The organism is Streptomyces sp. NPDC047042 (assembly GCF_040644035.1).
GTDB lineage: Bacteria > Actinomycetota > Actinomycetes > Streptomycetales > Streptomycetaceae > Streptomyces.
The window spans coordinates 1-23,325 of sequence record NZ_JBEYVP010000002.1 but is presented as its reverse complement, the minus strand read 5'-3'; the positions used below and the strand labels follow the sequence as shown (position 1 = coordinate 23,325).

The 23,325-nt window shown below is 70.2% G+C and carries 20 protein-coding genes; 12 read left to right on the top strand and 8 right to left on the bottom strand.

All coding sequences use genetic code 11. The features are described from left to right. The first annotated feature begins 61 nt into the window (after positions 1-61). Both ABZ855_RS01905 and ABZ855_RS01900 read left to right on the top strand, forming a co-directional pair. On the top strand, positions 62-2,110 hold the full coding sequence (locus tag ABZ855_RS01905; protein ID WP_360800241.1) for an ATP-binding protein: 2,049 nt from the start codon (positions 62-64) through the stop codon (positions 2,108-2,110). Between the two features lie 76 nt (positions 2,111-2,186). Further along, complete coding sequence (locus ABZ855_RS01900; protein WP_360799355.1) at positions 2,187-2,684, top strand: SRPBCC family protein; 498 nt, start codon at positions 2,187-2,189, stop codon at positions 2,682-2,684. Positions 2,685-2,833: 149 nt separating this feature from the next. Here the strand turns inward: ABZ855_RS01900 and ABZ855_RS01895 are convergent, their stop codons facing one another. Both ABZ855_RS01895 and ABZ855_RS01890 read right to left on the bottom strand, forming a co-directional pair. Next, the gene (locus ABZ855_RS01895; RefSeq protein ID WP_360799352.1) at positions 2,834-3,937 is read right to left on the bottom strand and encodes an LLM class flavin-dependent oxidoreductase; all 1,104 of its coding nucleotides are present in this window, start codon (positions 3,935-3,937) and stop codon (positions 2,834-2,836) included. A 208-nt stretch (positions 3,938-4,145) separates the two neighbouring features. Further along, positions 4,146-4,640 carry a hypothetical protein gene (locus tag ABZ855_RS01890; protein WP_360799349.1) on the bottom strand — a complete coding sequence of 165 codons (495 nt, stop codon included), beginning with the start codon at positions 4,638-4,640 and terminating at the stop codon, positions 4,146-4,148. A 152-nt stretch (positions 4,641-4,792) separates the two neighbouring features. On the opposite strand from ABZ855_RS01890, the gene ABZ855_RS01885 reads away from it, so the two are divergent. Continuing rightward, positions 4,793-5,131: a YnfA family protein gene (locus tag ABZ855_RS01885; protein WP_360799346.1), complete on the top strand. Its 339-nt coding sequence runs from the start codon at positions 4,793-4,795 to the stop codon at positions 5,129-5,131. A 15-nt stretch (positions 5,132-5,146) separates the two neighbouring features. Here the strand turns inward: ABZ855_RS01885 and ABZ855_RS01880 are convergent, their stop codons facing one another. Beyond that, a complete protein-coding gene (locus tag ABZ855_RS01880; RefSeq protein ID WP_360799343.1) occupies positions 5,147-5,578 on the bottom strand; it encodes an SgcJ/EcaC family oxidoreductase in 432 nt (143 codons plus the stop codon). A 170-nt stretch (positions 5,579-5,748) separates the two neighbouring features. On the opposite strand from ABZ855_RS01880, the gene ABZ855_RS01875 reads away from it, so the two are divergent. The 3 genes from ABZ855_RS01875 to ABZ855_RS01865 all read left to right on the top strand — a co-directional run bounded on the left by ABZ855_RS01875 (position 5,749) and on the right by ABZ855_RS01865 (position 7,772). Beyond that, the gene (locus ABZ855_RS01875; protein WP_360799340.1) at positions 5,749-6,525 is read left to right on the top strand and encodes an SDR family NAD(P)-dependent oxidoreductase; all 777 of its coding nucleotides are present in this window, start codon (positions 5,749-5,751) and stop codon (positions 6,523-6,525) included. After that, positions 6,525-6,716: a hypothetical protein gene (locus tag ABZ855_RS01870; protein WP_360799337.1), complete on the top strand. Its 192-nt coding sequence runs from the start codon at positions 6,525-6,527 to the stop codon at positions 6,714-6,716. Before ABZ855_RS01875 ends, ABZ855_RS01870 begins: the two co-directional genes overlap by 1 nt. A gap of 522 nt (positions 6,717-7,238) precedes the next feature. Then, positions 7,239-7,772: a hypothetical protein gene (locus tag ABZ855_RS01865; protein ID WP_360799334.1), complete on the top strand. Its 534-nt coding sequence runs from the start codon at positions 7,239-7,241 to the stop codon at positions 7,770-7,772. A 44-nt stretch (positions 7,773-7,816) separates the two neighbouring features. Here ABZ855_RS01865 and ABZ855_RS01860 read toward each other — a convergent pair whose 3' ends face one another. Next, positions 7,817-9,010, bottom strand: coding sequence for an RtcB family protein (locus ABZ855_RS01860; RefSeq protein ID WP_360799331.1), 1,194 nt, complete (start codon positions 9,008-9,010; stop codon positions 7,817-7,819). A 231-nt stretch (positions 9,011-9,241) separates the two neighbouring features. Between ABZ855_RS01860 and ABZ855_RS01855 the strand changes: the two genes are divergently transcribed. From ABZ855_RS01855 to ABZ855_RS01845, 3 genes are all read left to right on the top strand, one after another. After that, entirely contained in the window at positions 9,242-10,102 is an 861-nt protein-coding gene (locus ABZ855_RS01855; RefSeq protein ID WP_360799328.1) for a DUF3558 domain-containing protein, read from the top strand. A 136-nt stretch (positions 10,103-10,238) separates the two neighbouring features. Next, positions 10,239-11,204: a DUF3558 domain-containing protein gene (locus ABZ855_RS01850; RefSeq protein ID WP_360799325.1), complete on the top strand. Its 966-nt coding sequence runs from the start codon at positions 10,239-10,241 to the stop codon at positions 11,202-11,204. Between the two features lie 106 nt (positions 11,205-11,310). Further along, the gene (locus ABZ855_RS01845; RefSeq protein ID WP_360800238.1) at positions 11,311-12,810 is read left to right on the top strand and encodes a DUF2637 domain-containing protein; all 1,500 of its coding nucleotides are present in this window, start codon (positions 11,311-11,313) and stop codon (positions 12,808-12,810) included. Positions 12,811-12,885: 75 nt separating this feature from the next. Here ABZ855_RS01845 and ABZ855_RS01840 read toward each other — a convergent pair whose 3' ends face one another. Continuing rightward, the gene (locus ABZ855_RS01840) at positions 12,886-15,099 is read right to left on the bottom strand and encodes a trypsin-like serine protease (RefSeq protein WP_360799322.1); all 2,214 of its coding nucleotides are present in this window, start codon (positions 15,097-15,099) and stop codon (positions 12,886-12,888) included. A gap of 56 nt (positions 15,100-15,155) precedes the next feature. Beyond that, positions 15,156-15,707: a hypothetical protein gene (locus ABZ855_RS01835; RefSeq protein ID WP_360799319.1), complete on the bottom strand. Its 552-nt coding sequence runs from the start codon at positions 15,705-15,707 to the stop codon at positions 15,156-15,158. Between the two features lie 509 nt (positions 15,708-16,216). On the opposite strand from ABZ855_RS01835, the gene ABZ855_RS01830 reads away from it, so the two are divergent. Both ABZ855_RS01830 and ABZ855_RS01825 read left to right on the top strand, forming a co-directional pair. After that, positions 16,217-19,561: an ALF repeat-containing protein gene (locus ABZ855_RS01830; protein ID WP_360799316.1), complete on the top strand. Its 3,345-nt coding sequence runs from the start codon at positions 16,217-16,219 to the stop codon at positions 19,559-19,561. Between the two features lie 14 nt (positions 19,562-19,575). Then, positions 19,576-19,953, top strand: a complete 378-nt coding sequence (locus tag ABZ855_RS01825) for a hypothetical protein (RefSeq protein ID WP_360799313.1) — start codon at positions 19,576-19,578, stop codon at positions 19,951-19,953. A 138-nt stretch (positions 19,954-20,091) separates the two neighbouring features. Here ABZ855_RS01825 and lysS read toward each other — a convergent pair whose 3' ends face one another. Then, complete coding sequence (gene lysS / locus ABZ855_RS01820) at positions 20,092-21,852, bottom strand: lysine--tRNA ligase (RefSeq protein ID WP_360799310.1); 1,761 nt, start codon at positions 21,850-21,852, stop codon at positions 20,092-20,094. 139 nt (positions 21,853-21,991) lie between these two features. After that, positions 21,992-22,570 (bottom strand): hypothetical protein, encoded by a 579-nt coding sequence (locus ABZ855_RS01815; protein ID WP_360799307.1) that lies wholly within the window; start codon positions 22,568-22,570, stop codon positions 21,992-21,994. 191 nt (positions 22,571-22,761) lie between these two features. On the opposite strand from ABZ855_RS01815, the gene ABZ855_RS01810 reads away from it, so the two are divergent. Continuing rightward, complete coding sequence (locus ABZ855_RS01810) at positions 22,762-23,094, top strand: hypothetical protein (RefSeq protein ID WP_360799304.1); 333 nt, start codon at positions 22,762-22,764, stop codon at positions 23,092-23,094. The last annotated feature ends 231 nt before the right edge of the window (positions 23,095-23,325 follow it).

The window sequence follows — 23,325 nt, the reverse complement described above, 5'->3', positions numbered from 1 at the left end:
GGCGTGCCCGCTGAGAAAAAGTGGCTGTACTGCTATCTCCGAGGAGCGCGGATTGGGAGCGGTGGGACTGGCGGACCGGCTGGCCGGGGCACGAGCCGGCGCGTTGGTGGGCAGGGAACCGGAGCGGGCGGTGCTCGACCGGATGCTGTCGGGGGGACCGGACGCTCCGCTCGTGGTGTACCTGCACGGTCCCGGCGGCATCGGCAAGTCCTCGCTGGTGCGCTACGCCGCCCGGCAGGCCGAACTCATGGGCCGCCGCGTGGTCCAGGTGGACGCACGGTTCCTCGACGCCGACCCGCGCCGACTGGAGGAGGCCGCGGCCCCCGCGTGCACCGAACCCGGTGCGGTGCTGCTCATCGACACCTTCGAGCAGTGTCAGCCCCTTGAGGCGTGGCTGCGTGAGAGCTTCCTGCTGCGGCTCGCCGACCGTGTGGTCGTGGTGGTGGCCGGCAGGGTCGCCCCCGACGCCGAATGGTCGCTGGACCCTGGATGGGCCCAATTGTTCACCGCGCTGCCCGTGCGGCCGCTGGACGCCGTACAGTCCCACGCCCTGCTCGCTGCCCGGGGTGTTCCCGCCGAGCAGCGGGGCGCCTTCGTCGCCTTCGCGGGAGGCAGCCCGCTCGCCCTCTCGCTGGCCGCCTCCCTGCCCCCGTCCGCACCCGGCGCGCCGTGGGAGCCGGCGGGCGACGTCCTGACGATCCTGGTCGAGCGGCTCGTGGGCGACCTGCCCAGCGCCGTCCACCGGCACGCCCTCGAGGTCGTCGTACAGGCCTACGTCACCCGTGAGCCCCTGCTGCGCGCGGTGCTGGGCGACGAGGACACCGACACGATGTTCTCCTGGCTGCGCCAACTGCCCTACATCGAGGCCACCCCCGAAGGGCTGCACCCGCACGACGCGGTGCGAGCGACCCTCGAGGCCGACCTGCGCTGGCGGGACCCCGAGCGCTACGACGACATCCGCGTCCGGATCTCACTCGCGGGCTTACGGGCCGTACGCAGCGCCACCGAGGACGACGCGCCCTTACGGGTCGCGGAATGGATGTTCCTCTTCCGCCACCACGGCGGACCGGACGACCTCTACAACTACCGAACGCACCCGCACATCGAAGACACCCCACTGCGGCCCGAAGACGTGCCCGGCGTGCTGCGCATGGCCGAGGAGGCCGAAGGCCCGGCATCGGCGGCAGCGGTCGCGCACTGGGTGCGCCGCCGGCCGGAGGCCTTCCGCGTCCAACGCTATGCGGGCTCCTCCGTACCCGTGTCGTTCATGGCCATCCTGCGGCTGGACACCCCTCTGCCCGAGGACCGTGCCGCGGACCCGGTGATCGCAGCGGTCTGGGACCTCGTGGAGGCGGCAGCTCCCCTGGGCCCGGGCGAGCACCTGGGCATCCGTCGCTTCGCGGTGCAACCCGGCGGGCGGCAGCGGCCCTCGCCGCTGATGGAACTCATCAGCCGGCGCACCATCGGCGAGGAGATGAGGACCCACGGATGCGCGGTGACCTTCACCGTCTTCGAAGACGCCGGCCTGTGGGGACGCTACCTCGCCGAGGCCGGCCTGCCGGAGGTCGCGGCCGTGGACGTCGGCGGGCGGCGACAGCACGTCTTCGGCCGGGACTGGCGACTGCAGACAGTGGAACAGTGGGTGCGGCACCGGGCTCGCACCACGGTCACACCCGTAGCGACATGGCCCACGACCGCCGCCCCCGGTGGCCCGGGCGACCAACTGTCGCGCGTCGCGTTCGAGGAAGGAGTGCTCGAGGCGCTGCGCACCTGGCACACCCCCCGCGAATTCGCGACGAGTGTCCTGCTGCACTCCCCTCTCGTGCCGCCGGGCTCGTCCGACCCGACCGCCGACCTGCGCGACGCCATCATCACCGCGCTCGACGCGCTGCAGACCGATCCTGCGGGCGTCAAGGCACACGAAGCTCTCACCACCACCTACATCACGGCCCCCCGTACCCACAGGGCTGCCGCCCGACGGCTCGGGGTCCCCTACGGCACCTACCGGCGCCACCTCGCCCTGGCCAAGGAACGCCTCACCGGGCAACTCCTGCGTCAACCGGCCACGACACCCACACCGCCCCCGCCGCACTCGTTGCCGACGGAGTGAACCGTGGGCAGCGCTGAGCACGGTTGAGCAGCACAGGTGTCTGCCCCGGGCAGGCGCCGGCCGCGATGCTCGTGGCATGACCCACACGAGTGTCCCGATCACCGTCTTCGCCCGTACGACGTCCAGCCCCGCCCACACCTACCAGGTCATCGTGCCGATCGACCTCGCCCAGGTGTTCAAGCCGTGGGGACCGTTCCCCGGCGTCGCGGAAGTGCGCGACCAGACCGGCACCTGGAACCGGCCGGGGATGTCGCGCCAGACCTGGTTCACCGACGGCTCCAAGGCCGACGAGCGGCTCACCGAGGTCGCGGAGGGGCACGGGTTCGCCTACGAGCTCAGCGGGTTCACCAACGTGCTGGCCAAGCTGACCTCCGGGGTGCGCGGCGAGTGGTCGTTCCTGCCCGACGGCACCGGCACGTCGATCCGGTGGACCTACGACTTCCGGCCGCTGCCAGGCCGCCGCTGGATCGTCGCGGGGCCGTTCAAGCAGCTCTGGATCCGCTACATGCGCGCTGCACTCACCAGGATGGTGACCGTGGTGCAGGAAACTCCCCAGAGCATCATGGAGCAGTGAGCGACCTGAGCCTCGGCGCCCTATTGCGCGGCCGGCGGGGCAACCCGCAGGGGCGCGGGGAACTGCGCGACCAGCCACGACGAGTCGGCAGCCGGCACTCCACCGCACCCCTCACGGCGCTCACCCACCCCCGAGGACACCCTCAAGCGTCAGACTCCGGCGTCCTCCGTCGAAGCCCCCTGACCCCCTGCGGCCAGCAGAGACGCGTGCGTCGGCGCATCCGGCACCCCCGCCCCGCGGCGCGCCGCGAACTCCGCCCGCAACACCGGCACGACCTCCTCGCCGAGCATGTCGAGCTGTTCGAGCACCGTCTTCAGCGGCAGCCCGGCGTGGTCGACCAGGAACAGCTGGCGCTGGTAGTCACCGGCGTACTCCCGAAACGCCAGCGTCTTCTCGATCACCTGCTGCGGCGACCCCACGGTCAGCGGCGTCTGCTCCGCGAAGTCCTCCAGGGACGGCCCGTTCCCGTACACCGGCGCCTTGTCGAAGTACGGCCGGAACTCACGTACCGCGTCCTGCGAGTTCTTCCGCATGAACACATGGCCGCCCAGCCCCACGATGGCCTGCTCGGGCGTGCCGTGCCCGTAGTGCGCGTACCGGGAGCGGTACAGCTCGACCATCCGCCTGGTGTGGTCGGCCGGCCAGAAGATGTTGTTGTGGAAGAAGCCGTCGCCGTAGTACGCCGCCTGCTCGGCGATCTCGGGCGAGCGGATCGACCCGTGCCAGACGAACGGCGGTACGTCGTCCAGGGGCCGGGGTGTCGAGGTGAACCCCTGCAACGGCGTCCGGAACTTCCCCTCCCAGTTCACGACGTCCTCGCGCCACAGCCGGCGCAGCAGGGCGTAGTTCTCGACGGCGAGGTTGATGCCCTCGCGGATGTCCTGCCCGAACCAGGGGTAGACCGGGCCGGTGTTGCCGCGCCCCATCATGAGGTCCACGCGCCCGTCGGCCAGGTGCTGGAGCATCGCGAAGTCCTCCGCGATCTTCACCGGGTCGTTGGTGGTGATGAGGGTGGTGGCGGTGGAGAGGACGAGCTTCTCGGTCCGCGCGGCTATGTAGCCGAGCATCGTGGTCGGGGACGAGGGCACGAACGGCGGGTTGTGGTGCTCGCCGGTCGCGAAGACGTCGAGGCCGACCTCCTCCGCCTTGAGCGCGATCGCGACCATGGCCTTGATCCGCTCACGCTCGCTCGGCGTACGGCCCGTGGTGGGGTCCGGCGTGACATCGCCGACGCTGAAGATCCCGAACTGCATGGTCGCTCACCCTCCAGTTTGTTTACCGTTCAACTATAGCGTCCTGGGTCGACAACCGCGCCCCCTCCGGAGGTATTCCGGAGGTATTTCGGAGCTGTTCCGGAGCTGTTCGGGAGGTATCCGCAGGTGTCCCACACACGCCTGCGCGCGGCTCACCGTCCCGGAGGTGAAGGTGAACCGCGCGCAGAGCCGCCGCAGACAGTGGCCGTCAGAAGTAGTACGCGTCCCCCGTGTCGAGGACGAGCACGCGCTGCCGGTCGTTGCCCCGGTTACGGTCGACGACCCCGCCGTTCCAGACCGTACCGAGGTCCAGCGTCACCTCGGAGGGCGCGCCCCGAAGCCGGAGCCTCAGCCCGATCTGCTCACCCACACCGTCGGCGGCCAGCGCCCCCGTACGGCACACCACCACCCGCGCCCCGACCCGCGCACACCCGTCGGGCAACTGCTGCCGGGCGGCCAGCGGCGCCGACCAGGTCAGCCGCACGGTCGCGTCGTCGACGGCGGACGGCCCGTGGTTGCGCGGGGTCACCCGCAGATCGATCCGGCCCCGGTCCAGCGAGACGGCCCCGTGGTAGGCCAGATCGGCCTCCGGCCCGCCGGCGTCGGCACCCGCGAACCCCCCGCTCCCGACCACCCCGGCCGCCCCGAGCCCCGCCGCCACCGCACCCGCCACCAGCCCACGCACACGAACCCGAACCCGCACGCCACCCACTCCTCACCACAGGGAGAACCACCGAAGACCGACGAGTCGAAGACCGTCGAACCGATGTATCCCACCTGACGCCCGGCACAGGCGCCCTCCAACAGGTGACGGCGGCGACCGAGGACCGGCGACGGGCATGCGATGCTGCCCGCATGTCCCCGGTCCTCCGTTCCGCCGTCCTGTTCCTCGTCGCCGCCCTGTTCGAGATCGGCGGCGCCTGGCTGGTCTGGCAGGGCGTGCGCGAGCACCGGGGCTGGGCGTGGATCGGCGCGGGTGTGCTGGCGCTCGGCGCGTACGGGTTCGTCGCCACGCTCCAGTCCGACGCGGAGTTCGGCCGCGTCCTGGCCGCGTACGGCGGTGTCTTCGTCGCCGGTTCGCTCGCCTGGGGCATGGCGGCGGACGGCTACCGCCCGGACCGCTGGGACGTGACAGGCGCGCTGATCTGCCTGGCGGGGATGGCCGTGATCATGTACGCCCCGCGAGGCGACTGACCCACGCGGAACGGGTCAGGAGAACTCGGCGGGCAGCAGCCCGAGTTGCCCCAGGAACTCCATCTGGTCGAAGTAGAGCCGGTAGTCCACGATGTGACCGTCCCTGACCGTCGCGAAGTCGACGCCCCGGATACGGAACTCCTTCTGCGTCGCGGGCAGCTGGTCGCCGGAGGGCAGCGCGATCGGCCCGGTGTTCCGCCCGCTGAAGTAACCCTCGTCCACGGCGGTGTCGCCGATCTCGTACGCCTGCACGGACTCGTACGTGCCCTCGGGCACCGCGTCCGTCATCTGCCGCCAGTACTCCACGATGTTGTCGCGCCCGAGGATCTTCCCGCCGTCGGGGGTGACGGCGACCGCGTCGGGTGCGTAGAGCTCGGCGATGGCCTTGACGTCCGCCGAGGTGATCGCCTCCGTGAGCCGGTCCATGACCTCACGTGCTTCTCCCATGATCCACCTCCGTTGCCGCGGATCACCCACCCCAGTTTCCCACCGCCGCCCGTTCCCGGCAGCGCGGCACCGGCCCACCCTCCGGACACCCCGTCGGCCACGCGTCCCGCCTGCCTATCCTGGGCAGCAGCTCAGCCAGCCCTTATGCCGAACACCCAAGGAGCAGTCCCATGGCCACCGCCGCCCCGTCCGCCGCCTCCCGCATCGCCGTGGTCACCGGCGCGAGCAGCGGAATCGGCGCCGCGACGGCCCGCCGGCTCGCCGCGGCCGGCTACCGCGTCGTCCTGACGGCCCGCCGCAAGGACCGCATCGAGGCGCTGGCCGAGGAGATCAACGCGACGGGCGGCCAGGCCACCGCGTACCCCCTGGACGTCACCGACCGCACGGCGGTGGACGAGTTCGCGACCGCCTTCAAGACCATCGGCGTCCTCGTCAACAACGCGGGCGGCGCACTCGGCGCCGACCCCGTGGCCACGGGCGATCCGGCCGACTGGCGTCAGATGTACGAGACGAACGTCATCGGCACCCTCAACCTCACCCAGGCGCTTCTCCCCGCCCTGACGGCGAGCGGCGACGGCACGATCGTGGTCGTCTCCTCCACCGCGGGCCACGGCACGTACGAGGGCGGCGGAGGCTATGTCGCCGCGAAGCACGGCGCCCATGTCCTCGCCGAGACCCTGCGCCTGGAGATCGTCGGCACGCCGGTCCGGGTCATCGAGATCGCGCCGGGCATGGTGAAGACGGACGAGTTCGCCCTGACCCGCTTCTCGGGCGACACGGAGAAGGCGGCCAAGGTCTACGAGGGCGTCGCCGAACCCCTCACGGCGGACGACGTGGCGGAGACGATCACCTGGACGGTGACCCGCCCGAGCCACGTCAACATCGACCTCCTGGTCCTGCGCCCCCGCGCCCAGGCCTCGAACACGAAGGTCCACAGGGACGTGTGATGACGGACGACGCGGATGACACGACCGCCCCCGACCGGGACCAGGACCAGGACCAGGACCAGGAGAAACGACTCCTGGCCCTGGAGAAGCAACGCGAACGCTACGTCTGGTACTACCTCGCGTACTTCCTCTTCGGCATCCACCTGGTGGCGTTCGTGATGATCTACGCGGTGAAGCACGCCCCGAAGTAGGTCCACACCCTGTGGACAGACACGCACTTACGGCCCGTATAACCCACAAGGGTGAATATCACCGATCACCCGAACGACGCCTGAACAGTCGATCTAGGCTCGCGCCACAACATCAAAACGACGGCCCGCGGCCGAGATTGCCGTCCCGACCGGGGCCTGACCATCAAGGAAGGCAGACTTCCCGGTGGCTGAACGCGAGCCTAGCGCGCAGCAATTCACTCTGAACGACGCCCTCGGCGTCGACACAACGGGGTTCATGGACCTCAAAGACCCCGACTACGCCTACATGTTCGGCTTCTTGCAGGCCGACGGGCATCTGGAGAAGGGAACGGGGCAGAAGGGCCGCCTGACAGCCGAGATCAACGTGCGGGACATCGCCATCCTGCGCGAGTTCCAGAGGCTGACGCCTACAACAGCAGCATCACGGAACGCACACGGTCCACGAATTTCGCCGAGACCCATCACTCGGCCACCTGGACGCTGTGTTCCCTCGAAGCCAGAACCCTCATCAACAACCTCGGCTTGCCCTACGGTCGCAAGTCCAAGGAGATTGCCCCGCCACGCGGGCAGTTCGCGCAGCGCGACTACCTCCGCGGAGTCATCGACGCGGACGGCTCGGTGGGCTACACGGGCCAGGGGTACCCGTTCGTTTCTCTGACCACGCAGAGCACGGCCATCGGCGCCTACATGTGCTTCTACTCCGGGAAGATCACAGGAGCCGAGCGCACTCTGAAGCGCAACGCGCGCGACGGCATCTACAACATCCTTTACACGAAGGAGAACGCCCAGGAATTGGCAGCCCACCTCTACTACAAGGACTGCCTGTCTCTGGGGCGTAAGCAGGTGGCGGCCGACTCCCTGACCACTTGGATCCGCCCGGCAGGCATGAGGATCGCTCCCGACCGCCGCCGCTGGAGCGGCTGGGAAGACCGTGCGCTGCTGCGACTGAACGATGTCACGGCGTCAGCCAAAGAACTCGGTCGAACCGAGAAGAGCTGCTACATCCGCCTCTGGCGTCTGCGAACCGGGAAGGTCCCCATGCCGACCGATTATTGACAAGCTGCGCGAGGCCCCCGGCCACCCGCCGGGGACCTCGCCCGTCAGCCCTTCACACAGATGAACTGCTTCAGCTTCGCCACGACCTCGACAAGATCGCGCTGCTGCGACATCACCTGGTCGATGTTCTTGTAAGCAGCCGGAATCTCATCGAGCACACCGGAGTCCTTGCGGCACTCCACTCCCCGCGTCTGCTCCTCCAGATCCCGTACAGTGAAGTGCTTCTTCGCGGCATTACGGCTCATACGTCGACCAGCCCCGTGGGAGGCCGAGTTGAACGCCTTCTCGTTCCCGAGCCCCTTCACGATGTACGAGCTGGTCCCCATCGAGCCGGGGATGATGCCGAACTCCCCCGCCCTTGCGCTGATGGCCCCCTTGCGCGTGACGAGGAGGTCCATCCCTTCGTACTGCTCCTCCGAAACATAATTGTGGTGGCAGGACACCTCTGGCTCGAAGGTGGGCTTCGCCTTCTTGAACTCCCGACGGACGACGTCCTTCAGAAGCGCCATCATGATCGAGCGGTTGTACTTGGCGTACTCCTGCGCCCAGTAGAGATCGTTCCTGTATGCCGCCATCTGCGGAGTGTCCGAGACGAACACCGCGAGGTCACGGTCGACCAGGCCCTGGTTGTGCGCAAGCTTCTGCGCTACACCAATGTGGTACTCGGCAAGTTCCTTGCCGATGTTCCGGGAACCGGAGTGGAGCATGAGCCAGACCGAATCGGACTGATCAAAACAGAGCTCGATCATATGATTACCCGATCCAAGCGTTCCCATTTGCTTGTTCGCGCGCTCCTCTCGGAACTTCACCGCATCCGCAACCCCCTCGAACCGCCCCCAGAAGTCGTCCCACCCCCCGACCGCGAACCCGTGCAGCCGACCCGGGTCAACAGGGCTGTCGTGCATGCCCCGTCCCACCGGAATCGCCTCCTCGACCTTCGAGCGCAGCCGGGACAGGTCGCCCGGCAGGTCGTTCGCCGTCAGGGAGGTCTTCACCGCCGACATTCCGCAGCCGATGTCGACCCCGACCGCCGCCGGGCACACCGCACCGTGCATCGCGATGACGGAACCGACCGTCGCACCCTTGCCGTAGTGCACGTCAGGCATGACGGCGAGCCCCTTGATCCACGGCAGCGTCGAGACGTTGCGCAGCTGCTGCATCGCGCCGTCCTCGACCGACGCCGGGTCGGCCCACATACGGATGGGAACCTTCGCGCCGGGCACTTCCACGTACGACATATCGTCCTCATTCCCCCGAAAAACCAACAGAAGTCCTGAAACGCAAAACCGGCGCCAAGGTCAACGAAAGGGATGCCGGACCGGCGTACACGGTGGTGCGTGCGATAGACATTGTCTGCCGGTGACTCCCTTGCGCGGCAAGCGAATAACCAGCGGGGACACTGGAGCGCGTACCGCCCCACAATGATCGACAAGCCAAAGACCGCCTGAGATCGTCGAGAGGACCTGCCCGTGCAGCGGAAGGCCTACGTACCCGGCGTCGCCGCCCTCCTCGCGGCGCTGCTGGCCGGCTGCACCGGCGGCTCGGGCGGTGGTGACACCGCCGAGGACGCCAAGCCCGGCGACAGCTCCACCACCACCGCCGCTGCCCAGCCCGGCCGTTACCGCACACTCCCCGAGCCCTGCACCGTGGTCAGCAACGACACCCTCGACTCGCTGCTGCCCGGCATCAGGCAGATCGCGGACGAGGACCAGCGCGAGCAGGCGTACGAGGGCGAGCCGACGCTCACGTACAACACGGACCGCAAGGTCGGCTGCCGTTGGAAGGTGGAGTCGACGGACGCCACCGACCATCTCCTCGTCGACTTCGAACGGGTCGTGTCGTACGACAACTCCGTGAGCGACGACAGCCAGGCGACGGATGTCTTCGCCGGCAAGGTGGTCGCCGCGCACCTTCCCGCGCCCGCCGCCTCCACCACCCCGACCCCCACGCCCACCCCTACCCCCACCCCCACCGGATCCGCCTCCCCTTCCTCCTCCACCAGCACCACGCCCACCGACGCGGCCTCCGCCTCCCTGGACACGGGCACGGGAACCAGCACGGGAACCGACGGGGACACCGCCTCCGCCGCCGCTATCCAGCCCCGTCTCCTCGACGGCCTCGGCGACGAGGCGTACCTCGACGACGAGCTGAGCGGCGCCGGTTCAACGGCCCAGCAGCGCACGGTAACTGTGGCGTTCCGCACGTCCAACGTCATCGTGACGATCGAGTACGTCGAGCAGCCGGCGCCGCTCGGCACCACCCCGGACAGCAAGGAAATGCAGGACAGGGCGCGGAAACTGGCCTCGCAGTTGGCCGGCGCGTTCGACTGAGGGAGCGCCCGTTTCGCGCGGTACGCGCTGTCTGCATTGGGCGTGAAGCAAGGCCGCGCGCCCCCCTCACCGCGTACCGTGGCCCCTCGGACCCGATCCGACCGCAGGAACCGAGAGCCGCAGGAACCACAGCGCGATGAGTGAAGGAACCATGCACCGACCCGCACAGCGAGACCAGCGCAGCCGGACCGCCGTAGTGACGACGAAGCGACGGCAGCACGCCCTCGCCGCCCTCGCCGCCGTCCCCGTTCTTCTCCTGGCGGCCGTCGGCTGCTCCTCGGACTCGGGCTCCGACTCCGGATCGGGGTCGGGGTCGCAGTCCCCCGACGGCGCGGCGAAGTCGGCGGAGGCCGGCGCGGGCGAGACCGTGAGCGCGTCGCCGACCGTGCAGGCGGCGGCGTACGGGAAGCTGCCCGAGCCGTGTGCGGTGCTGTCGGAGAAGACGTTGAAGGAGCTTGTCCCGAAGGGCGTGAAGTCGGGCAAGGAGGGGTCGTCCAACGACACGTCGACGCGCGGCAGTTGCTCCTGGACGAGCCTGGTCAACAACGGTGTGAAGGGCTCCCAGTTCCGCTGGCTGAACGTGTCGCTGCTGCGCTTCGAGTCGACCGCGACGCGTGGCTCCGCCGAGGAGCTGGCGTCGGCGTACTACGAGAGCCAGGTGCAGGACGCGCAGTCGGCGGAGGGCGCGAAGAACACCCGTTCGACGCCGGTGGCCGGTGCGGGCGACGACGCGACATCGGTGCGCTACGACCTGAAGAAGAAGGAAGGGTCGTTCCGGCAGCAGACGGTCGTCGTCCGGGTCGAGAACGTGGTCGTGACGCTGGACTACAACGGTGCCGGGCTCGCGGGCGAGAAGACGCCGAGCGCGGACGGTCTGGCGAAGTCCGCGGAGAAGGCGGCCAAGGAGGCCGTCGCGAAGGTTTCCGCGGCGAACGGCGCGGGCGGCGCGGGTGGCGGGGCCGGTTCCGCTCCCACCAACTCCCCTACCTCGTCCGCCAGTTCGTCGGCGAAGCCGAGCGCTTCCCCGTCCGAGTCGGCGACGAAGTCGGAGGCCAAGGCGCCTTCCTCGTCGGCGTCACCCTCCGCGTCGAAGAAGAACTGACCTTGTCTCGGCAACACGTACGCCGCACACATGTGCCACCCTGTTGCGCGCAACAACACGCACAGGGAGGGGAGTACGGGTGGCCGCGCCACTGCAGCTGACACGAATGCACCGGGTGCTCATCGGCGTGGTCGTCGCCGGTGCAGTCGTGATCGCCGGAATCGGCTTCGCGGGATCGTACGCCGCCGTCCGTGAGCTGGCGATCAAAAAGGGCTTCGGGAACTTCAGCTACGTCTTCCCGATCGGCATCGACGCGGGTATCTGTGTCCTGCTCGCCCTCGACCTCCTCCTCACCTGGATCAGGATCCCGTTCCCGCTGCTGCGCCAGACGGCGTGGCTGCTGACGATGGCGACGATCGCGTTCAACGGTGCGGCGGCCTGGCCGGACCCGCTGGGCGTGGGTATGCACGCCGTCATCCCGGTGCTGTTCGTGGTCGCGGTGGAGGCGGCCCGGCACGCCATCGGGCGGATGGCGGACATCACGGCGGACAAGCACATGGAGGGTGTCCGCCTGACCCGCTGGCTGCTGTCCCCCCTGCCGACGTTCCTTCTCTGGCGCCGGATGAAGCTGTGGGAGCTGCGCTCCTACGACCAGGTCATCAAGCTCGAGCAGGAACGTCTCGTCTACCAGGCCCGGCTGCACGCGCGCTTCGGCCGCGCCTGGCGGCGCAAGGCCCCGGTGGAGTCCCTGATGCCGCTGCGCCTGGCGCGCTACGGCGTCCCCCTCGCGGAGACGGCCCCCTCGGGCCTGGCGGCGGCGGGCATCGAACCGGCGCTGCTGCCTCCGGCCCCGGCACCGACACCGGCCGCGGTCTCCGCCTCGACGGCGGCGCCCCAGCCCGCCCTGGAGGCGGCCGACGCGAGCGCGAGCGGTCGTACCGCGGAGGCGGCGACCCCCGTACAGAACAACCCAGACCCGGCACCCGCCCAGGCCCAGGCCCAGGAGCAGCGTCCCGCCGCCGAGGGCGGCAGGGCCCCCGGGCAGCCGGAGGACGCCGAGCCGCAGAACCCGTGGCTCCAGGCGCGCGACCCCCGGACCATCGCGTACCAGGGCGGCTACGACCCGACGTACGACCCCGAGGCCGCGTACGCCCAGTGGGCCGACGAGCAGCAGCAGGCCGAGCAGTACGAGGCACAGCAGTACGAGGCACAGCAGCAGTACGCGGCCCGGCAGCAGTTCGAGGAACAGCGGCAGTTCGAAGAGCAGCGGCAGTTCGAGGAGCAGCAACGTTTCGCCGACCGGCGGCGGTTCGAGCAGCAGCGGTTCGAGCAGCGGGTGTTCCCGCAGCAGGAGTACGACGAGCCCGCCGCGCCCGACCCGGAGCCGTCCCCGGAGGACACCGGTACCTTCCCGATCCCGGCGGGTCCGGGCCGTACCCGTGAGATGGGTGCGGGCGGCGGCACCCCGGAGCCGACACCGACGGAGGAGGACTACTACATGGTCTTCAAGAAGTCGATAGACGGCAGCTACCCGACCTCGGGCCAGTTCCGGGGCGACGTGGAGGCGACGTACGGCACCAAGCTCCCGCAGCGCGAGGCCGACCGGATGGTGAACCGCTTCACCAACCGCCACACGGCGGAACTCCAGGACGACCACATCGCCTGACTTTCTTGTCTGTACGACGGACGGGGCGCCCGGTATCCACCGGGCGCCCCGTCTTCGTACAACCGTTTACCGTTTCTAGCGGGCCGCGTAGCCGAAGCGGTCGCCGGCGGCCGGGAGGCCGCCCGTGCCGGGCTGGTAGGTGGTGACGGCGGCGACGGCGCCACCGGCGGTCACGTTGGAGTGGGGCAGGGCGTACAGGGTGCCGTACGTGTTCGGGCCGAGGGGCATGCCCACGTACAGCTTGGTGCCGGTGTAGTGGATGCTGCTGCCGAGCTGCTGGTTCGCGCCGGGGGTGCCGGGGATGCCGTCACCGTCACCGACCTCGAGCCAGCGGTCGTTGGCGCCGGGGGCGCCCAGGAGCGAGAACGTGTGGACGGCGCCGGCGTTGGCCGCCGTACCGACCGCCTCGTTGGGGGCTCCGACGGCCAGCTTCATCGTGGCCGTGGTGCTGACGGCACGCGGGGCGGTGTTGACGGCGGACAGGGTGACGCCCACGCGGTCGCCGGCCTCGGAGGTGCCGCTGACGTCGTCCTCGCCGGTGCCCTGGTTGATGCCCTGGAGCTGGGTGTAGGTGCCGGCGGCGGCGATACGGAAGGTCAGGACGGTGCCGGTGTCGGCCTTGGCGACGCCGTCGATGTCGAGGTCCTCGCCGGGGGAGCCGACCGCGAGGATCGACTCGGTGGCACTGGCCGCGCCGGAGGGCCGGTACGGGGCCAGGGCCAGGGAGAAGCCGAACTGGTCGCCGGCCTCGGCGCCGCCGGAGACGGTGTCGAGGTCCTGGTCGAGGCCGAACCTCGGGGTGGGCAGGCCCGCCGAGGTCAGGGTGTGGGAGAAGACGGCCAGGTTGCCCGCGCCCGCGTCCTCGCCGATGGCCTCGCCGGGCGCGCCGACGGCGAAGAAGTTGGTGTCGGCCGCGACCGAGCCGCCGAAGCCGTCGTTGGCCTCGGCCGCACCGGGAACGTCGGTGCTGTCCTGGGTGACGATGATGTTGGTGTCGCCGTGGATGTAGAAGGCCGCGCCGGCCTTGGCGGCGCCGCTGACGGCCTCGCCGGGCGCGCCGGCCACGATGAAGGGTTCGCCGGCCGCGGTGACCCCGGCGGCGACGGAGTCGCCGAAGCGGTCGCCGGCCTGGGGGGCGGCGGCCTTGAGGGAGCCGGCGCCCTGGCCCTCCTCGAAGTGGGTGTTCTTCTTGACGCCGGTGCCGAGGCCGCCGGGGGCGCCGTGCAGGATGTCGACGAAGCCGCCGTCGATGGGGGTGCCGACGTCCTCGCTGGGCGTGCCCACGACGAGGTCGGTGCAGCCGTCCTCGTCGTAGTCGACGGTGGCGATGGACTCGCCGAACCAGTCGTTGGTCTCGACGCCGCCGGGGACCCAGTCGAGGTTCTGGTGGATCTCGGCGGTGCCCTTGCCGCCGCCGTACACGATGCGGACGACGCCCGCGGCGGTGACTCCGGCGACGGTGGCGCGCGGGTCGGAGATCGCGATGTCCTCGACCGCGTCGCAGTTGAAGTCGGTGATGCGGACCGCGCCGGTCTTGGAGTTCACCCAGGAGGCGAGGTCGTCGACGCGGGTGGCGATGCCGCCGGTGCGGGTCTCGGTGGTGGCGATACCGAGGCAGCCGCCCTGGTAGGACTGGCTGCTCAGGGCGGCCAGCTGGGCGGTGCCGTTGACGGTCCGCACAAGGGGACCGCCGGCGTCGCCCTGGCAGGCGGCGGCAGCGTTCTTGCCGGTGACCGTGGCGCTGGTGGCGGTGGCCGCGTCCACGTTGAAGGCGCCGGTGTGCAGGTTGAAGGGCGCCCACTCGGTCGTCGTACGCCCGAACCCGGCCAGGGTCAGCTCCTCACCGGCGACGGGCGCGGTGGTGGCCAGGGCGAGCGGGGTGACGTTGGTGACCGGGCGGCTCAGCCGGGCCAGCACCGCGTCGCGGTCGGTACGCGGGACCAGCTCGACGATCTCGCGCACGGCACCGCCGGTGCCGGAGAGGTCGGAGCGGCCGATGGTCGCGGTGGTCTTGAGGGCGGGCTTGCCGGCGGGCACGGTGAGGCCGGCGGCCGGGTTGGCGACGAAGCAGCTGGCGGCGGTGAGCAGCCACTCCCGGTCGACGAGGACGCCGGAGCAGCCTCGGTCGTTGTTCCCGACGATCACCTGCGCGGTGTAGGCGTAGGTGGTCGTGGCGGCGGGGACGGCGGGGCCGGTGACGGCGGCGGCCGAACCGGCGGCGAGCGTGGCGGAGCCCAGTGTCAGGGTGGCGGCCAGTGCGGTGAGGCGCACGGGTCTGGCGTGACGCATGTGGTGAGTCCTTAAGGAGCCGGAAAAGCAGACGGAGACGGTGGGGCGTACGGGGCCTACTTGGCCGAGCGGATCTCCACGAGCATGTGCTCGCGGCCCTGCTCGTCGGCGCTCTCACCGACCGCGGTCCAGGTGTTCTTCTCCACGTCGAAGGACTTCTCCTCCGTACCGACCGTCATGTCGACCTCGGTCGCGTAGTCGTTGCCCTTGACGGCGTAGACGGACGGGATCTCCATCGTCAGCCAGCCGGAGCTGCCCACGACCTTGAAGCAGATCCGGTCGGCCTTCTCGCGCGCCCAGACCTCCAACAGGCCCGTACCGCTCGCACAGTCGACAAGCGTGATGTGGCCGTCCCCGCGCTTGAGGACGATGTTCTGCTCGGCGAGGATCTTGTCCGCGTTCGGGTAGTCGAACGTCTCGACCGCGTACCCGGGAGCCTCGTCGGCGACGGCCTCGGCGGCGGTCGCGTTCCCGTTTCCGCCGGCGGGCGTTCCCGTCTGGCTGCCGGCGATCGCGAGCCAGGCGAGGGCACCGGCGGCCACGGAGGCGGCCAGGGTGCGGGTGACGAGGCGTCTGGTTTTCGACGCGGTGGTACTGAATGCCTTCATCGCAGTCCTAACGAAAGAGAGAACGGGCGTGAAAGCTGCGGCGTGTCAAGGTCCGCAATTTCTTCGAAATTTTTAGCACGACAACAAAAGTGCATGCCGACGGATTCACCCCCCGCTCATATCCGCAGCTCCCTGCATACAAAGCCGTTTACTCAATCTTTGTCCACCGGAAAGACCAACGCAAATCGCACAGATCCGAAAGGTGCCCAGTGACCTGCGTCACTTCGGGGGAGGGTTGTACAGGATTCGGTGGAGATTCCGAAAAGGAAAGATTTCCGGCGGATAACATTCCGTTTTCCAAAGGCTCACCGACACCCTGGAAAGCGATTGCTTCCCGGCATTGACCCGGCAAAGAGTCGTCCGTACCGTCGAATCGGCAGGCTCGCCAACTCCCCTTCGTATGACGTGAATTGGGGAGCCATGTCATGTTTTCGCAGCCGTATTACGTACGGCTCAACGGGAGGATGCGAACTTTGCAAGCGTCATTGTGGAGCCGGCGGCGGATACTCATGGGCGTCGCCGGAGCGGCGGCCGTTCCCGCCCTGCCCTCGATCCTGACCCTTACCGCCACCCCCGCCCACGCCGCCGATCCGGTCGACACCGGCCTGCCGGACACCGACCGCGGCAAGGCCGTATGGGCGTACAAGACGGGCGGCCGCGCGGCCCGCGAGGCCGCCGCCGTCGCCCTTACCGGATCATCGGCGGCCGTGTCGGCTTTTCTCACCGGTGAACTGCCCGCGGTGAATGCCGAGGACAACCGTTTCACCGTTCTCTCGTCGCTGTCCTACGCCGGTACGTCCACCCGTACCTCGGCCGAGACCGCGCTGTCCTCGGGGGACACCGCGATCGCGGCCTTCCTCGAGACCGGCTACGTCCAGCCCCTGCAGACGGACCTGCGGGTGGCCGTCACCACCGTCCTCAACAACGGCGGCACCGCCGTGAAGCGCGAGGCCAACAAGGCACTGAACGCGGGCACGTCGGCGGCGCTGCGGACCTTCCTGGAGACCACCCAGTACACGGCACGCGCCGAGGACGACCGCTTCGAGGTCCTCACCATCGTCTCCACCGCCTCCCCGCAGGTGAAGGTGTACGCGGAGCGCGCGCTGTCCGACGGCACGCCGGCCGCGATCAGCAACTTCCTCGCCTCCGGGCAGTACATCGCCCGCGCCCGCGACGAGGAGACCGCCACGATCGACCAGCTGGTCAGGATCGTGGAACGCGAGGGCAAGCGCGCCAAGCTGCGGACGGACCAGGCGGTCACCGCCTCCGACCAGGCGAAGGAGGCCGCCGCGAAGGCCAAGGAGGCGGCGCTCCGGGCCGCCGAGGAGGCGCAGGCCGCGCAGAACGACGTACGCAAGTCGGCCGCCGCCGCCAACAAGGCGGCCAGTGCCGCGCAGGGCGCCGCCGACGCGGCCGGTACGGCCATCGCCGCGTCCCGTGCCGCCCAGGCCGCCTCCAGCCGCGCCGCGCAGGCCGCGCAGGGCGCCGCTGCCGCCGCCGCCGCGGCGGGTGGCGCCGCCTCACGGGCGTACAACGCGGCCATCGCGGCCTCCAAGGACGCGTCCAAGGCGTCGGCCGCCCGGTCGGCCGCCCAGGGCGCCCGGGACGCCGCCGCACGCGCGAAGACCGCGGCGGCCGCCGCCGACCAGGCCCGGATCGCCTCCGCGGGCGCCAAGGACGCGGGCAACGCCGCCGCGAGCGCCGCCACCAACGCCGCTGCCGCCGCCAACGCGGCCGCGCAGGCCGCCGCCAGCTCCGGAGTCGCCCAGTCCCAGGCCGCCAGGGCCAGGGCCGCCGCCGCGCAGGGCGACGCGGCCGCCGCGCGCGCCACCCGGGCCGCGGGCATCGCCACGACGCTCGCGGGCAGGGCCGCGGCGGCCGCCGCTGCGGCCCGCGACGCCGCGAACAGCGCCGCCGAGCACGCCCTGAAGGCCGCCGACGCGGCCGACGACGCGGCGGACAACGCGGGCAAGGCGATCGAGTACGCCAAGCGCTCCACCGCGTACGCCGCCGCGGCGGTCACCGCGGCCAACACCGCCGCCGCCTCCGTCAAGGAGGCCCAGGAGGTGGAGAAGGCAGCCCGCGAGGCCGAGACCGCGCGGATCGCCGAGGACACCGAGATGGGCGTCGCCGTGGCACGCCAGCAGGCCCAGACCGAGGCCGCCGACACCCGACGGGCCGACGAGCAGCGCACCCGCGCGGACGCCACCAGCACGGAGATCAAGGATCTCCTCGCCGCCGCCGAGGCCGCGCTGCGCACCGGGGACACCGCCACCGCCGTCACCAACGGCCGCAAGGCCGCCGTCAGGCTGCTCGACTCGACCGGCGGCTGGACCAGGGAGGCCGCCGAGTACGCCCTCGCCGGCGCCGACGACGACATCGTCAACTGGATCAGCACGGACCGGCTCCTCGCCCAGGGCCAGGACGACCGGGAGGGTGTCCTCACCCTCGCCCAGCTCGGCACGCCCGCCATCGCCGAGGCCGCCTTCCAGGCGCTGGCCGGCACCGCGACGAACGCGGTCGGCGAGTTCCTCACCAACGGCGCGGTCGAGGCGGCGGCCACGGACAACCGCGTCGCGGTCGCGGCCCTCCTGAACGCGAACCCCGGTGCCGCCGTCAAGGCGGGCGCCCAGGCCGCGCTGAACGACGGCGGTGCCCGCGCCCTGCACCGCTTCCTCACCGTGGAACTGCCGGCCGCCACCAAGGAGGACGACAACGTAGAGATCGTCCGCCTGCTCGACACCGGCGGCCCGTACATGAAGTCGGCTGCGCAGATCGTCCTCGAGGGCCCGGCCCGCATGCGGCGCGCCTTCGTCGTCAAGGACAAGTTCGGCGTCGCCCAGCTCGACGAGGACCACGCCACCCATGTCGCCGCGGTCCGCGCCGCCATCGCGCACGCCGCGCGGATCGCCGCGAAGGCCCTCGAGGACGCGGCGCGCGCGTCCAAGGCCGCCGCCGAGGCCCGCCAGGCCGCCGCCGAGGCGATCGAGTGGGAGAACAAGGCGAAGGGCTACGCCGCCGACGCCAACAACTCCGCGGCGGAGGCGAAGGCCAACGCGGACGCCGCCGACCGCTCGGCGGCCGCCGCAGCCGAGTCCGCCAGGTCCGCGCGGTCGGCGGCGTCCACCGCACGCGGTGCCGCGCGCTCCGCGAACTACTCGATGAGCCAGGCGGTGGCCTCCGCCAGGCAGGCCGTGAACTCCGCCGCCTCGGCCCAGAGTTCCGCCACCGCGGCCCGCGCCTCCGCCATCCAGGCCGGCAAGGACGCGAAGGCCGCCTCCGCCGCCGCCAGCGAGGCCCGCGCCATCGAGGCCACGAAACGCCGCGCCGAGGCGGTCGAGGCCGCCCGCAAGGCCGCCGAGGCGGCCAGGAAGGCCGCACAGGACGGCACCAACCCGTCCGACGACCCCAAGTACGACGACGACAACACCGGCGACACCAAGTACTGGGGCATGTGGCCCGAGGACATGGGCGACATGAAGGACTGGGCGTCGGCCACCGGTCACTGGAGCACGGTGCTGGGCGGAATCTCCCTCGGCCTCGCCCTCGTCGCCCCGTTCACCGGCCCCTTCGCGGGCGCCGTCGGAGCCGTCGCCCTCGGAGTCGGCCTCGCCTCCTGGGGCATGCAGGGAGTGAGCGCCCTGCTGTCCCTGAGCTACGACGGCGGCTGGAAGTCCCCCCAGTTCCAGCAGGCGCTGGGCATCTTCGTGATGGGCGGTATCTTCCAGGGCAAGAGCGCGCTGCTCCGCAACTTCAAGGTGGGTGGAGAGACCCTGGCGAAGAACGTCGGGACGACGATCTCGAACGGCGTCAGCGACGGGGTGACCTTCGTGACCGGCCTCCTCACCTGGTAGCCGTAAGGAACCCTGTGCTGACCTCCCACTTCTCCCGCGCCGACTGGTGGATCGCCGCCGTCGTGGCGGGCACCGCGGCGGCGGTGGCGTTCCAGTCCCTGATCCTCGAGCGAAAGAACAAGTGGAAGGTGGTCGTGCTCCCCCTGGGCGCCGCCCTCGCCATCGGCCTCGACTCGGCGGCACGGCAGTACGAGGGAAACACCCCTCTGATGCTCTACACCCTGGGCATGCTCGGCCTGGCCCTGACGCGGGTGGTCTTCGCCCGCTACATCGGCCGCCAGATCGGCCGGGCACGCGCCGGAGAGCAGGTGGAGATACCGACACCGGGCCAGATCACGATCTTCGTGGTGACTCTGATGGCGATCATGCTGGCCATAGCGGTGACGGTCTGAGGGGACGGCCACCGGCGGTACGCAAGGCAAGGAAGGAGGGGCGCCCGGCACAAGCCGAGCGCCCCTCCTCAGAACGCGTACGAACCCCTACTCCCCCATTACTCCCCCATACGTCGCTCTACTCCCCCATACGTCGCTCTACTCCCCCAGGAGAAGCCGGACCCGCTCCTGCCCCACCGCGAGCAGCAGTGTGGGCAGGCGGGGACCGGTGTCCCGCCCGACGAGCAGGTGGTAGAGGAGGGCGAAGAACGTCCGCTGGGCGACCTTGATCTCGGCCGGGAGTTCCTTGGCCGTGGCGTCGGCGGAGAACCCGGCCTGGACCTTGGGCACGCCGTAGACAAGATGGCTGAGCCCGTCCAGAGACCAGTTGTCGGCAAGTCCGTCCACCAACAGCCGCAGCGACTGCCGCCCCTGCTCGTCGAGGGACTTGATCAGCTCGCTGTCGGGCTCGTCCCGCACGATGGTCCGCTGATCGGCGGGCACCTGGGTGTTGATCCAGGCCTCGGCCTTGTCGAGCCGGGGCCGCACCTCGTCGAGGGAGACCAGCGGATCGGCCGGGTCGAGCTCGCCCAGGATCCGCAGCGTCTGGTCCTCGGCACCGGCGGTGATGTCGGCGACGGAGGCCAGCGTCCGGTACGGCAACGGCCGGGCCGTACGCGGCAGTTCACCCGCGGCGGTACGCACCGCACGCGAGTGGGCGGCGACGTCGGCGGGAAGCGCCGACCCGTCCGCCACCTTGGCGTCGAGCTTGTCCCACTCGTCGTAGAGGCGCTGGATCTCCTGGTCGAAGGCGATCTTGAAGGACTGGTTGGGCCGCCGGCGGGCGTACAGCCAGCGCAGAATCTGCGGCTCCATGATCTTCAGCGCGTCGCCGGGCGTGGGCACGCCCCCCTTGCTGCTGGACATCTTGGCCATGCCGCTGATGCCGACGAAGGCGTACATGGGCCCGATGGGCTGCTTGCCGCCGAAGACACTGCCCACGATCTGCCCGCCGACCTGGAAGCTGGACCCCGGGGACGAGTGGTCGACACCGCTCGGCTCGAACACGACCCCTTCGTACGCCCAGCGCATCGGCCAGTCGACCTTCCAGACCAGCTTGCCGCGGTTGAACTCGCTCAGCAGGACGGTCTCGGAGAACCCGCAGACGGTGCAGGTGTAGGTCAGCTCGGTGGTGTCGTCGTCGTAGGCGGTGACGGTGGTGAGGTCCTTCCCGCACCCCCCGCAGAAGGGCTTGTACGGGAAATACCCGGCGGACCCGGAGCTGCCGTCGTCCTCACCGGCGGCCCCGGACCCCTCGGCGGCCTCGAGCTCGGCGTCGTCGACGGGCTTCTGCGACTGCTGAGGCTTCTTACCGGGATTACCGGGGACCTTCTTGGTCCGGTACTGATCGAGGATGGCGTCGATGTCGGCCCGGTGCTTCATGGCGTGCAGGATCTGCTCGCGGTAGGCGCCGGAGGTGTACTGGGCGGTCTGGCTGATCCCGTCGAACTCGACACCGAGCTCGGCGAGCGCGTCGACCATCGCGGCCTTGAAGTGCTCGGCCCAGGAGGGGTACGCGGACCCCTTGGGCGCGGGTACGGCGGTCAGGGGCCGCCCGATGTGCTCGGCCCAGGACTCGTCGACCCCTTCAACGCCATTGGGCACCTTGCGATAACGGTCGTAGTCGTCCCAGGAGATGAGGTGCCGGACCTCGTACCCGCGCCGCCGGATCTCGTCGGCGACGAGATGCGGGGTCATGACCTCGCGCAGGTTGCCCAGGTGGATGGGCCCGGAGGGCGACAGCCCGGACGCGACGACGACGGGTTTCCCGGGGGCTCGGCGCTCCGACTCCTCGATGACCTCATCCGCGAAACGGGAGACCCAGTCGGTGGTCTCGGTGCTCTGAGCCACGATCGGCACGTCCTCTTTTTCTGAGAGTTCCTGAAGGCCGCCGCCACGGTCGGACGGCTGACCTCCCCATTCTCCCAGGTGGGCCCAGAACCACGAAAACGGCTTTTCAGCGCGCCTCCGCGACACTGGGCCCCATGGCGGGCGGGCCCTACTTCCCGAAGCTGACGGGGATGTACTGGTCGTAGGACCGGTCGGCGGTGGCGGTGAAGTCGGCGCGCGTCACGATGGCGCACTTGACGTCGACGTCACACACGACCCCGTCCGCGATCTCAGGCCGAAGGTTGAGGGTGGTGAGGAAGGACCCCCCTTCCCGGTACGGCAACGTGATGCCCGGGGTCCCGGTGTCACTGTCGGTGATCCTCCGCGAGGAGCCGTCCTTGCTGTCCCGCCCCGGCAGACAGGGCGTGGGCAGCGAGGTGTAGGTCGAGGGATCCCCGACGACAACCCCGTCCGGGACGACACAGAAGGCAAGGAAGATCCCCTGCCCCCGGTTGTACCCGGTCCCGGCGACGTTCACGGTGCCACCGGCGGCAGGAAGGGTTGTGGGAGTGGCGGCGAGCCTGAGCCGATAAACCTGCCCGTCGGCCCCGACAACGGCCCGCTGAGCGAACCCGACGGAAGGGACACCCGGAACCCCGGGCGTGGCGGCCCCGGCACTACCGGCAAACCCGAGAACGAGTCCGGCGGCGACACCGAGGGCGGCGAGAATCTTGGTGGGGGGAGTCATGATCCCCATGCCTAGAACATGACTGCCCAGTAGGCAACGAAGACCAAAATACTTTACCTCTCAAGCACAACTCCCCCACGACTGCCCGCCCACGACTGGTCACACCAGGTGATCAGCAGCCGATGGAGCCATAGGCGTGACGTACGCCCGCCTCCGCAACCGAAGACACCCCCACGAACCTCTCTGAACCCGTGATCAGCGAACGATTCGCCGACGAGGAGACAGAGAAGATGACCCCCTGGAGCCACGAGAACCTCACCACGTGCGCAGTCGTCGACCCCTACGCAGCACACCCCGACGACGTCGACTACTTCCTGCCGCCCCCCAACCCGGCCCACCGCCTGTCCTACGCCCTCACCCCCCGCGACGAACAACGCCTGGCCCTCCACGCGGCACTGACGGTCGCCGGCATCCCCCCGATGCCGGAGGACAGAGCGGTAATCGACAGCCTGAGCGCCCTACCCCCAGAGGTGAACAAGACCCTCCAACGCTGGCTGCACCATCCCAGCCCGTCCGGCGTTTGAGGACAAGGCAAGACGAGCGGGCCCGCACCCCTGCGCCCCTTCGCCGCCGGCCCGTACCTTTCAGCACCGGCCCGCATTTCCAGCCCGTCCGGCGTTTGAGGACAAGGCCCGTTCAGGGCCGTAGGGGGGCCTGGGGGCACAGCCCCCAGGAACGGGATGGGACGGGTAGGGGCGGCGGGGGCGAAAAAATCGGCCCGCGCGGAGGCGGCCTGCCGGGACGGTCCGTCGGAC